Genomic DNA, 12,234 nt, shown 5'->3' with positions numbered 1-12,234 from the left:
TCCTCATTCCTGGGCCAATCGGGCGAGCTTCCGACCGGCCAGATGGGCCAGGAACAGTGCCTGATCGGCCAGTCCCTCGTCGCTGTGGCGAGCTCGCGGCGAATGGTTGGCCTCGCGCTCCTCAACAGGCAGGTTGGGCAGGGCAGCCCCGAAGTGTCCGTAGGCGCCGGGAACCTGTTCGAGCACACGGGAGAAGTCCTCGGAACCGGGAATGGGGTTGGGTCGGGTCACGGCACGGTCGGCTCCGAAGAGGTTGGCGAAGGTGTCGAGGAAGAAGTCCGCCTCGGCGTCGTCGTTGATCGTCGGCGGCAGCACCCGTTCGTAGGCGATCTCGGCCTCGAGGCCGTGGGCGGACACCAGCTCGGCCACGAGCTGAGGCAGCTCCGCTTCGGCTCGGGCCGTGACGTCGTCGGAGAAGGTGCGGATGCTGACGACGAGCTCCGCGAAGTCGGGGATGACGTTCGGTGCGGTGCCGCCGTTGAATTGACCGACCGTGATGACGAGGGGGTCGAAGATGTCGAAGCGCCTGGTCACATATTCCTGGAGCTGCCCGACGAGCATGGCGCCGACTTGGATCGGGTCTCTGCCGGTCGCCGGGCGGGAGGCGTGGGTGCCCTTGCCGCGAACCGTGATGGACATCTTCGAGAAGGCGGCCATGTACGAGCCTCGGCGGCAGTAGGCGTAGCCGAGGTCCTGGTCTGCGGAGACGTGGATGCCGAAGGCGGCCTTCACACGGGTGCCGGCCGCGTCGAGGACGCCTTCGTCGATCATCTTTCCGGCCCCGTCACAGCCTTCCTCACCGGGCTGGAACATGAACACCACGTCACCGGGCAGGGAGTCCCTGTCGCGGTGGAGCAGTTTGAGGGCTCCCACCAGGCCGGTCGTATGCAGGTCGTGGCCGCAGGCGTGCATGCGGCCGGTCGTGGCTGCGAAGTCGAAGCCGGTCGCCTCCTGGATGGGCAGTCCGTCCATGTCACCGCGCAGCAGCACTGCGGGCACGACACCGGTCGAGTCGTTCTTCCGTGCCCCACCGCGCAGCACGATGACGAGCGAGGAGAGTCCGTTGCCCTTCGTCACCTCGATGTCGAGGCCTTCGATGGCGTCGAGGACGAGTTTCTGTGTGACGGGCAGGTCGAGTCCGACCTCGGCGTTCTCGTGCAGGGCTCGTCGCAGTGTGACCAGGCCGGGTGCGATGTCCGCGGCATCCTCGGCGGTGGGGAGGTGAATGTCGAGGGCAGTCGCCGTCTGCGCCGAGACAGTGTCGGTGGAGGCGGCATCGGCAGGGGCGGTGTCAGAAGGAGTGCTCATGGTCTGAGTCTATTGCCGACCGCGCCGAGGTGGTGTCGAAGTCCGGATCCGAGGTGGGATCATTAGTATGAGCTTCACCGGCAGATGGTCGCCCGCGACATTCCGAGATCACGAGCGACCTGAGCCGCCAGTTCGCCGCGCTCGACAGAACGTGTCGCATTGCGGACCTGACTGTCAGCGATCCGGCAAGGTCGACCTCCAAGATCTATTCCTGTCTCTCGGCATGTTGGCAGTCGGCGGATTGGTCGCGGGCGAATACGCGGGTATACCTGTCAGTTTCGCCAAGGCGGGGCTCCAACGTGTCTCATAGCTAACGGCGAGTACACCGAACCACCCATCATGTTGCAAAACATAGTTGTAAGAATCCGACGGCTGACTGACAAGTTCGAAAGGTCGGGGGAACACGCCCAGTGACATCGTGCCGGTTTGAGAGGACGACGAGACGTCTTATATCCGTAGGGTTGCGAGGCAATGTCGGAAACGGGAATGGCTGGAGCCGATAGTGAGCGCACAGTCGGCACCAAGCAGGAGGCCCATCCGGCTCACCGCGCTAGCAAGCCATGAGGCCGTATCCTGGACGCGTGCGACTTTACGACGAGAACACGAAGTTGGAACTACAAATCGCTGGTTACCAGTGGCTGACTCAAGAGACTGAAGACCAACCGGCAGACGCCGCCTCCTGGGATTCCAATTGGTTAGTTGTTGAAGGGTCTGTGCGAGCGAGCGATGGCACGCGATGGTCTTTCCAGGACCCGTCCCTGACCACCTGGGAGGTCGTCAGACTGTCAGATTGGCTTCAGCAGATCGCCGAGGTAGCCACAACGGCGACTGCCCCCGTCGAGGAGGCTTCAGCACCTGAAAGTCCTGACGTCGATGAACATGTACCCAAATGGCTGACGTTTACTGAGCCGAACCTGAGCTTTGCGGTCGGCAAGCAGTCAGAATCGCAAGTAGAGCTGCTGATTGGGCTAAGTCATGAGGCCGCTGTGCCTCCGTTTGACCCGCTATCGCCAAAGCGATCTCAGCTCGCCATTGTCACGAGCAAGCACCAGATCCAAGACGCAGCGGTTGCGTTACGGGATCAGCTGTCCACCTACCCCGTCCGCTGATGGATTCGCGAACGGTTCGGTTCAAGTTGCTTCCCGGCTTTGACGATTGGGACTGATGCGAAGTTTGCAGCATCTTGTGTGCCTCAGCGAAGCACGGCGGCGATCTATGAACGCTCAAGGCCGGCTCGGCCAGATTCCGGATGCGCTGTTTGCTGGAAGAGGCTGATGCAAAGTCATCCGCGACCAACTGACGAGACAGGTAACGTCCTCAGCGGTCCATCCTGGTCATCGCAAATCCTGCGGCTTGCTTTTGGACTCACTCTCTTGCGTATTCATCTCTCTCGTCGACGATGACCGCACACCCTTTGAGCTGTTCGGATAACTCCCGAATGAGACGAGATCCTTCATCTGAGAAATGATTCTTGGACAAGACGGAATCCCACTCGTCTTCTTCATGGAAATGCTCATGCCAGAAGCGCATGTAACTACGGAGGTCCGCCTGAAGTTGCGGCGATATCGAGAGATCAGACCCACGTACAGCATAGTCATACGCGTCCGACTCCCACAGGGGTTCCTTTCTACCCCAGTCAGGGAAGAACCTAATTTCTCTCATGACGGTCACCCTACTTCCCACAGGGACGGATGCGGGCCTGGCGACGCTATTGTGGCTTGGCCACGTACAGGTGTCTCATAACCTTTCTGCCTCAAAACCCATGGGTTTTGAAACGGTTTGACTACGAGATGATTCTGATGGCATCGAACCAGCTTGGCTGTCACTCAACTCTGTATCAGCCCTCCGCTCGAATTCGAGGACCGCTACTGCACTCATACCAGCTGGCCCGATGCGGCCGGCATACCGTGACCAGCTCTCCACCGAACTCAGGGCGATCCACATCGCCATCAAGCACTGCCACCAAGGGTGTCGTGGCCGCGAGGATTCCGGCCTGCACCGCTGCGCCGTAACCGGCAACAGCCTCGTACACCACTGTGGCGCCCAGGCCGCGGGCGACGCCGGCCGTACCATCGACCGAACCGTTGTCCACGACGATCACGCTCATGTCGCCGGGTATGGTGCTGAATACGCCGGGCAATGCCAACGCCTCGTCGCGGCACGGAATCACCACGGTGGGGCGTGAACCCCTGAGAGTGGACACAGCAATGTGTACTATCAGGCGGCAAGATCCATCATAGACGCCCAATCGCACTCAACGTCAAGCGGTGCTCGATAACGCAGACTCGAATGCCTGCGGCCCGTGTTGTACCGGACCAGCCACCGGAACACTTCTCGACGACACTGGGCCGCGCTCTCCCACCGTTTAGCTCCCTGCAACACCTCACGCTTCAGCGCCGCATTGACCGACTCCGCCAGGGCGTTATCAGCACTCGACCCGATTCGGCCCATCGACTGAACCACCCCCAACCGGGCACACGTCGCTTGGAACGACGAAGACGTATATTGACGCCCGTGGTCCGTGTGCATAATCGCACCCCGTAATGTTTGTCTGTTGTTTGATGCATTGTGTAACGCGTCTTCAACGAGACTGGTGCGCATATGGTCAGCGATCGACCAACCCACGATCCGTTTTGAGTAGAGATCGATGGCCGTGGCCAGATACAAGAACTTCCCCTCACTTCCGTAGGGCAAATAAGTAATGTCGCCAACATAAGTCGTCCCCAACTCGTCAGCAGTGAAGTCCCTCTTCACCAGGTCAGCGAAGACCTGGGCACCCGGGTCCTTGATCGTGGTGATATGCGGCTTGCGCAGATGGACACCGACGATGTTGTGCTGGCGCATCAGCCGAGCAACTCTCTTGTGATTGACCGGCCCGTCCACTGCTGGATCCTCGGCCAACTCGACGGTGATCCGCCGGTACCCGTACGTGTGGTTCCACTCCTCATAGTGGTCCCGGATCCGGTCGACCAACGCCTCATCAGCGGCCTGTGAAGCCGCGCGATCGGACATGGTCTCACGCCACTTGTAAAAGGACGAGCGTTGGATGCCCAGCACTGCACACATCCGCTTCACCTCGTAGGTGTGTCGGTGGTCGTCAACGAACTGGAAGCGGATCACCAGGTCGTCTCTGCCGCGAAATACTTCGTGGCCTTGCGCAGGATGGCTCGCTCTTCTTCCAAACGCTCCACATCAGTGCGCAGAGCCCGCTTGTCGGCCTTCAACGAATCATTCTCCACCCGTAGGCGAGCCACCTCTTCCTCCGGCGTCTCCGGGTGATCGGGCGCGCTCGTGGGTACCGCCCCGGCAGCCTTCCGAGCCTGGAACACCCACGTCTTGATTGCTCCGCGGGAGACGCCGAGGTCAGCCGCGACTTGGGTATAGGACATGTCTGGATGAGTCTCGTACAGCTCGACGGCGTCGGCTTTGAACTCATCCGAGTACTTCTTCTTCGGCATGGTTTCTACTCGCATTCTCCGGCCCATTATGGGCCAGTCTCAGCGTGTCCACCACTCAGGGTTCAGCCCCGTGCAGGGAAGTTGCTCACGTACCAGGCGGTTATCCATAGAGTGACACTATCAGTGTTAAAATGTGATCGTGCCCACCCAAGCATCCTTACTTTCCCGCCGGGCCTGGACAGCGGCGATGATCAGCACATTGATCGGCGCGGTAGTGGTCGCCGCCGCCATCATCTGGCCGCGTGCGACCGGAACCGATGTCTTCATCTACTGGCCTCCTCTGAAGGCAAGGTGGACACCCGACCTGGCGCCCACCTTGGTGTTGCCGGTACTCGTTGCACTGACCGGATTTCTGTGCTGGCGACGGATCAGCTCCGCACTGAACTGGAGCCCCTACCTGGTCGCAGTGTTCACCGGATCCTGGCTGTGGACAGCCGCACTGGCCCATGTCGGCGGCAAGGAAAGCATCAGCAAGGTGTTTGCCCGCCCCAGCGAATACTTCGTCGATGCCAAAGAAGTGTCCTCGATCCCTGCGTTCTTGTCCGGATTCATCGAACGAGTACCCCTGCGCGCGCCTGACCACTGGCCCATTCACATTGCCGGGCATCCACCGGGCGCAACGCTGTTCTTCATCCTGCTCGACCGGATCGGCATCGAGGACCCGTACACAGCTGGTGTCATCGTCATGACTCTCGGATGCACCGGGGTCGTCGCAGTCCTGCTGACCGTCAAGACCCTGGCGTCGGAGAAGTTCGCCCGCCGCGCAGCGCCCTGGCTGATAGCCGCATCCGCGGCGATCTGGATGGGCGTGTCCGCTGATGCGCTGTTCATGGCAGTAGCTGCCTGGGGGCTGGCGCTTCTGGCGCTGGCCTCGACAGCAGTCCGCCGTTCGCGCGTGATCGGCTTCGGTCTTCCGGCGGGGCTGTTACTCGGCCTGTGCGTCTATCTTTCCTATGGGCTGATGCTTCTGGGGATCCTCGCCATCGCCGTGATCTATCTCGGCGGCAGATGGTCGGCACTGCCCTGGGCACTCGGAGGTGCGCTGTCCGTCGCCGTGGCATTCACCCTGGCCGGATTCCGGTGGTGGGAGGGGTTCCCCGTCCTGGTCACCCGCTACTACGACGGGATCCAACACAAACGGCAATACGGCTACTGGGTGTGGGCGAACCTGGGGGCCTGGACATTTACCAGCGGACTGGCCGTATGGGCGGCCCTTCCCCGCAGCATCGCCGAAGCGTGGCGGGGGGCCGACAGAGGCCGGCGCGTGGTCGCTGTCCTGGGCTGCGCCGGGTTCGTCTCGATCCTCGTGGCGACACTGTCGGGCATGAGCAAGGCGGAGGTGGAACGAATCTGGCTGCCGTTCACAATCTGGATACTGGTGTTGCCATCGCTGTTGCCACTGCGGTGGCAACGGCCCCTGCTTGCCACTCAGATGGCATCGGCTATCGCGATCGAGGCTCTCCTGACAACGCAGTGGTGAGGGTTCTGAGCAGGTCAAACTCAAGATTCTGGCCACCTCGCTGTGCTCAATGCAGGCATTGTCCTACTCGATCGCAGCTACCTCAATCGTGGCGAGTGTATCGACAGCTGTGTTGTGCATCGACAGCAGAATCCGCGTGAACCAACGCCTTGGCATCAGGAGTGAGCTCCTCGAAGCAGGCGGGATCATCGACCAACGCGGAGTTGTCTACCCCCACCGCCCCTTCGTGGTGCCCGAACCTTCGAAGCCGTCTATCGCACTTACCGAGTCATTCTCCGCTTCTTTCCCGCAGTGGCCACTGTCTGGCAGTGCGTTCGACGAAGCCATACCGCACCCTTCATGGGGCGACCATGGGGGCGACCGGTCCACGGAGGTCGAGGTGAGTGAATGACTCCCCCACTGCGAACCTACCCGAAATGGTCCGCGGCCCATTCCACGTCGGGGCTCAGCGAAGGTCCTTCGCCTTCGACGATGACGAAGGTCATGGTGAGGTCCGCGTCATGGGTGATCGAGAGGTGGATGTTCGTTGCGCCGATGCGGTAGAAGTGCTCGAGCACCAGCCCCCGCAGACGGAATGAGGGGGCACCGGACCTGGCGGGGACCACCTCGGCGGACTGCCAGGGCAGCCATCCGGGGAAGCCGATCGCCTTCTTCAGTGCCTCCTTGGCGGAGAATCTCGCCGCCAAGGAGGCATCCGTGCGACGTTTGCCGTTACGTTTGAGCTGCTCGGCCGGAGTCAGCAGACGATCGAGGAGTTCGGGCAAGCGTTCTATGTGCTCGGCGAACCGAGGCACATCGGCGATGTCGGTTCCGATTCCCAGAATCGCCATGTCGCCGTCCTTACTCCACTGTCACGGACTTGGCCAGGTTGCGCGGCTGATCCACGTCGAGGCCCTTGGCCGTGGCCAGTTCCATGGCGAAGATCTGCAGCGGAACCGTGGTCAGCAGCGGTGCCATGAGCGTCGTCGTCTGGGGAACGTAGATGACCTCGGAAGCGAACTCGCGGACCTCTTCGTCACCCTCTTCGGCGATGACCACGGTATTCGCCCCGCGGGCCCGGACTTCCTGGATGTTCGAGATGACCTTGGCATGAAGGGAATCGCGGCCGCGCTTGGACGGCACGACGATGATGACGAGCTGACCGTCGTCGATGAGTGCGATCGGTCCGTGCTTGAGTTCACCGGCGGCGAAGCCCTCGGCGTGGATGTAGGCGAGCTCCTTGAGTTTGAGCGCACCCTCCATTGCCACCGGGTAGCCGACGTGGCGACCCAGGAACAGCACGGAGTCGACGTCCTGGTTGCGGCGGGCCAGTGCCTGGACCTGTTCCTTGTCATTGTCGAGGAGGCTCTGGACCTTCTCCGGGATGGTCTGGAGCTCGTCGAGGATGACTTCGATCTCGTCACGGAACTTGTTGCCGCGCAGCTGCGCCAGGTACAGGCCCAGCAGGTAGCAGGCCACGACCTGTGAGAGGAAGGCCTTGGTTGAGGCGACGGCGATCTCCGGGCCTGCGTGCGTGTACAGTGCGGCGTCGGATTCGCGGGGAATGGTCGATCCGAAGGTGTTGCAGATCGCGATGACCTTCGCGCCCTGCTGACGAGCGTGGCGCACAGCCATGGTCGTGTCCATGGTCTCGCCTGACTGGGAGATCGCGACGACGAGGGTCTTCTCGTTGACCACGGGATCGCGGTAGCGGAATTCGTGGGCGAGTTCGACCTCGACGGGCACGCGGCACCAATGTTCGATCGCATACTTGGCGACCTGGCCGGCGTAGGCTGCGGTGCCGCAGGCGATGACGATGATCTTGTCGATGGTCTTGAGCACGGTCTCGTCGATGTGCATCTCGTCGAGGGTGAGTTTGCCGTCGATGTCGAGGCGTCCCAGCAGTGTGTCCGCGATGGCCTGTGGTTGGTCGTGGATCTCCTTGTCCATGAACGAAGGGAATCCGCCCTTCTCAGCAGCGGCGGCGTCCCAGTCGACCTTATACTCAACGCCTTCGACCTCGTTGCCGTCGGTGTCCGTGATGACCACGGTCTCCGGGGTGATGGTCACGACCTGGTCCTGACCGATCTCCACGGCGGTGCGGGTGTAGTCGATGAAGGCGGCAACGTCGGAGCCGAGGAAGTTCTCTCCTTCGCCCAGTCCGATGACCAGGGGCGAGTTGCGGCGTGCGGCGACGACCTGACCGGGAGCATCGGCGTGAACGGCGAGAAGGGTGAAGGCACCTTCGAGCTGCGTGGCGGTCACGCGCATGGCCCTCGTCAGGTCACCGGTGTCCTGGTAGTTTTTGGCCAGCTGGGCGGCCGCAACCTCGGTGTCGGTCTCGGACTCGAATTCGACACCCTCGGCAACGAGGTTCTTCTTCAGCTGGGCGAAGTTCTCGATGATGCCGTTGTGGATCAGCGCCAGTTTTCCGCCGTCGGCCACATGCGGGTGGGCGTTGAGGTCGGTCGGTCCACCGTGGGTGGCCCACCTGGTGTGTCCGATGCCCGTCTGCGCCTTCGGGAGCGGGTTGACCTCGAGCTCATCGGTCAGCGCCGAGAGCTTGCCGGCCTTCTTCGCGGTCTCCAGAACACCAGCAGGAGTGACAAGGGCGACTCCCGCGGAGTCATAGCCCCGGTATTCGAGCCGTTTCAGGCCGCTGAGCACCACATCGAGCGCTGAGTGATCAGCATTGTCCACGTCTGCTTTGGATACATAACCAACGATTCCACACATGAGTGGAATTTTACGCAATCAAGTCAAATATCGTTGCATCGACCACCTCGGCGATCTCTCGTTGTCACCTCGACGATCCGAACAGGCATGACGCATGACACAATTGCTCCCATGTCTCACGTCGATCCCATCCTTGACCGCGCGCGGCGCCTGGCCGGCCTCAACATCGGACGCAAGCCCGAGGCCGAACCGACATCACCGTTCTGGGAGTTCGACCGTGACGTCTGGGGCACTCTGGCGCAGGCCACACCTCTGCCGCTGAAGCAGCGCGACATCGAACGTCTGCGCGGTCTGGGCGACCGGATCAACCTCGACGAGGTGGCTCAGGTTTACCTGCCTCTGTCCCGCCTGCTCAATCTCTATGTCTCTGCCCGCCGCAGCACGCATGAGATGACTCGTGAGTTCTTCTCCCCTCTGCACGAACTGGGTCTTGAACCGCAGGAGGCCAAGCGCACGCCCTTCGTCATCGGTGTGGCCGGCTCCGTCGCCGTCGGCAAGTCCACCACCGCGCGTGTTCTGCGCGAACTCCTAGCCAGATGGCCCGACACCCCCCGCGTCGAGCTCATCACCACCGATGGCTTCCTCTACTCCAACGCCGAGCTCCAGCGCAGACGCCTGGTCGGGCGCAAGGGATTCCCTGAGTCCTACGACCGGCGCAAACTGCTGCGGTTCATCTCCGCCGTGAAGTCCGGCTCCCCCGAGGTCCGTGCCCCCGTGTACTCGCACCACACCTACGACATCGTCCCCGGCGCCGAGGTGGTCGTCCGCTCCCCCGATGTCCTCATCGTCGAAGGCCTCAACGTCCTCCAGCCCGCCCGGCCCCGCAGCGACGGAACACTGGGCCTGTCGATCAGCGACTACTTCGATTTCTCCGTCTACGTCGATGCCCGTTCCCGGGACATCCGACAGTGGTACATCTCCCGGTTCCTCAAGCTCAAGCACGGTGCCTTCCAGGACACGGACTCCTACTTCCACCGTTATTCGAAGCTCGATGATGACGAGGCGATCACCCTGGCCACGGAGATCTGGGATTCGATCAACTTCCCCAACCTGCGCAAAAACGTCCAGCCCAGCCGCGGTCGTGCCGACCTCGTGCTGCACAAGTCGGACGACCACACGATCCGCAAGGTCCAGCTGCGCAAGCTCTGACCTCAGACGCTTGACCGTGTGCGCTCGGGCGCAGCGGTTCCTGGTCCCAGGCGTGACCGGGCCGTGAGGTCTCTCACGTGGGGCGTGGATCTGGACCGATGATGAAATAGATTCCGACCTGCGATAGTTGCACTGAGTGCACGGTTTGAATCCTGCGCGAACCATGCGTGGTGGTCTCGAACCGAAGGACAGCTGTGTCCGCTTGCGTCCGTTCGCCCCAGACGCAGGCGGAACGCCACAAAGAAATGAGGCCGATATGAGTCTGCAGTCAGCACACAGGGTGATGTACAGCTCCGTGTCGAGCAAGAAGACCCCGAAGACCTCGATCAAACCGGGCACCTACCGCCGCATCGCCTCGTTCGCGACCAGGCACAAGAAGAAGCTCATCGTCTTCCTCTCACTCTCCGTCGGCACAGCCGTCATCGGGGTCCTCAACCCGGTCCTCGCCGGCAGGGTCGTCAACGCGATCACCGGCGGCGGGCCTGTGGAGACCGTCGTCTGGCTGGCCGTGGCGATCGGAGGTCTGGCGATCGCGGACGCCGCGATCTCGATCTTCAACAGGTACCTCTCCTCGCAGATCGGCGAGGGGCTCATCTTCGATCTGCGCTCTGCGGTCTACGACCATGTGCAGAGAATGCCGATCGCTTTCTTCAATCGCACCCGCACGGGCGCTCTGGTCTCCCGTCTGAACACCGATGTCATCGGGGCCCAGCGTGCGTTTTCCAACACGCTCTCAGGCATCGTGTCGAACTTCGTCTCTCTGGTGCTGACCGTCGCCGTGATGGTGACCATCTCCTGGCAGGTCACGGTGCTCTCGATCCTGCTGCTGCCGCTGTTCATCATCCCCACCAGGCTGCTCAGTGGAAAGCTCGCCTCCCTGCAGTTCCAGGCAGCGGAGAACAGTGCTGACATGTCGACGCGGATGACGGAGAGGTTCTCCGCAGGAGGCGCGACCCTGGTCAAGCTCTTCGGCAACCCGAAAACCGAGTCCGAGGAGTTCTCCGATCGTGCCGCCCAAGTCCGGGACATCGGCATCAAGGTTGCCATGCTGCAGTCGACGTTCGTGTCCTCGCTGACCCTGGTCTCGGCCCTGGCCCTGGCCCTTGTCTACGGCATCGGCGGCGCCCAGGCCGTCCTCGGCCACCTCAACGCCGGCCAGGTCGTCACACTCGCACTGCTGCTGACCAGGCTCTACACTCCCCTGACCATGCTCGCCAATGCGCGTCTGGACATCATGAGCGCCGTCGTCAGCTTCCAGCGCGTCTTCGAGATCCTCGACCTTGTGCCCCTGATCAAGGAACCTGCGACACCGAAGGCCCTGCCGAAGGGCGGGCTGGACGTGACATTCTCGAACGTCGACTTCGCCTATCCCAGTGCGGATCAGGTCAGCCTCGCCAGCCTCGAGGACGTCTCCGTGCTCGACGCCCGTGGCGGGGAGGAGGTCCTGCACTCACTCGACTTCACAATCCCTGCCGGTCAGACTGTCGCTCTGGTCGGTTCCTCCGGCGCGGGCAAGTCCACGATCGCCTCGTTGCTGCCCCGCCTCTACGACGTGACCTCAGGGTCGATCACTATCGGTGGAGTGGACGTGCGCGAGCTGTCCTACAAGTCTCTGCGCAAGTCGGTCGGAGTGGTGACTCAGGACGGCCATGTCTTCCACGAGTCGATCCGCTCCAACCTCACCCTGGTCAAACCTGAAGCCACCGATGCGCAGCTGCACCAGGCTATCGATCGGGCCCAGCTCCACAACGTCATCGCGGCTCTGCCCGACGGTTTGGACACGGTCATCGGTGAGCGCGGCTACCGGCTCTCCGGTGGTGAACGCCAGCGGTTGACCATCGCGCGCATGCTCCTGGCCGCCCCGGAGGTCGTCGTCCTCGATGAGGCGACTTCGGCCCTGGATTCGACGAACGAGGCAGCCGTACAGCAGGCGCTGGCCCAGGCGATGAGTGGACGCACCGCGTTGGTCATCGCCCACCGGCTCTCCACGATCCGGCAGGCCGATACGATCCTCGTCGTCGAGGCCGGTCGCATTGTCGAGTCGGGTTCGCACGAGGAGCTGCTGGCTCACAGCGGACGCTACGCGGAACTCTACGAAACACAGTTCGCCGCGAGCTGAGCTGG

At 62.2% G+C, this 12,234-nt stretch carries 9 protein-coding genes; 4 read left to right on the top strand and 5 right to left on the bottom strand.

Annotated features, from left to right (window positions below; genetic code table 11):
* Positions 1 to 3 precede the first annotated feature (3 nt).
* A complete protein-coding gene (locus BANT918_RS13785; RefSeq protein ID WP_101620798.1) occupies positions 4 to 1,308 on the bottom strand; it encodes a M20 metallopeptidase family protein in 1,305 nt (434 codons plus the stop codon).
* Positions 1,309 to 1,889: 581 nt separating this feature from the next.
* Between BANT918_RS13785 and BANT918_RS13775 the strand changes: the two genes are divergently transcribed.
* Positions 1,890 to 2,417, top strand: a complete 528-nt coding sequence (locus BANT918_RS13775) for a hypothetical protein (RefSeq protein WP_101620797.1) — start codon at positions 1,890 to 1,892, stop codon at positions 2,415 to 2,417.
* A 728-nt stretch (positions 2,418 to 3,145) separates the two neighbouring features.
* Here BANT918_RS13775 and BANT918_RS13765 read toward each other — a convergent pair.
* Together BANT918_RS13765 and BANT918_RS13760 are read right to left on the bottom strand one after the other, a co-directional pair.
* Positions 3,146 to 3,478, bottom strand: coding sequence for a glycosyltransferase (locus BANT918_RS13765; RefSeq protein ID WP_233430503.1), 333 nt, complete (start codon positions 3,476 to 3,478; stop codon positions 3,146 to 3,148).
* 47 nt (positions 3,479 to 3,525) lie between these two features.
* A protein-coding gene (locus BANT918_RS13760) for an IS3 family transposase (RefSeq protein WP_101620794.1) occupies positions 3,526 to 4,766 on the bottom strand; the annotation gives its coding sequence in 2 pieces (ribosomal slippage) (positions 3,526 to 4,445 and positions 4,445 to 4,766; 1,242 coding nt in all).
* Positions 4,767 to 4,953: 187 nt separating this feature from the next.
* Between BANT918_RS13760 and BANT918_RS13755 the strand changes: the two genes are divergently transcribed.
* The gene (locus tag BANT918_RS13755; RefSeq protein ID WP_101620793.1) at positions 4,954 to 6,246 is read left to right on the top strand and encodes a hypothetical protein; all 1,293 of its coding nucleotides are present in this window, start codon (positions 4,954 to 4,956) and stop codon (positions 6,244 to 6,246) included.
* 407 nt (positions 6,247 to 6,653) lie between these two features.
* On the opposite strand, the gene BANT918_RS13745 is transcribed toward BANT918_RS13755, so the two are convergent.
* Together BANT918_RS13745 and glmS are read right to left on the bottom strand one after the other, a co-directional pair.
* Entirely contained in the window at positions 6,654 to 7,076 is a 423-nt protein-coding gene (locus BANT918_RS13745; RefSeq protein WP_101620791.1) for a holo-ACP synthase, read from the bottom strand.
* A gap of 10 nt (positions 7,077 to 7,086) precedes the next feature.
* The gene (glmS, locus tag BANT918_RS13740) at positions 7,087 to 8,961 is read right to left on the bottom strand and encodes a glutamine--fructose-6-phosphate transaminase (isomerizing) (protein WP_101620790.1); all 1,875 of its coding nucleotides are present in this window, start codon (positions 8,959 to 8,961) and stop codon (positions 7,087 to 7,089) included.
* A 111-nt stretch (positions 8,962 to 9,072) separates the two neighbouring features.
* Between glmS and coaA the strand changes: the two genes are divergently transcribed.
* Together coaA and BANT918_RS13730 are read left to right on the top strand one after the other, a co-directional pair.
* Complete coding sequence (gene coaA / locus BANT918_RS13735) at positions 9,073 to 10,110, top strand: type I pantothenate kinase (RefSeq protein WP_101620789.1); 1,038 nt, start codon at positions 9,073 to 9,075, stop codon at positions 10,108 to 10,110.
* A 256-nt stretch (positions 10,111 to 10,366) separates the two neighbouring features.
* Entirely contained in the window at positions 10,367 to 12,229 is a 1,863-nt protein-coding gene (locus BANT918_RS13730; RefSeq protein ID WP_101620788.1) for an ABC transporter ATP-binding protein, read from the top strand.
* Positions 12,230 to 12,234 lie beyond the last annotated feature (5 nt).

Source organism: Brevibacterium antiquum CNRZ 918, from assembly GCF_900169145.1.
Lineage (GTDB): Bacteria > Actinomycetota > Actinomycetes > Actinomycetales > Brevibacteriaceae > Brevibacterium > Brevibacterium koreense.
The sequence above is the reverse complement of the archived record's forward strand: the minus strand, read 5'-3'. Positions and strand labels throughout refer to the sequence as shown.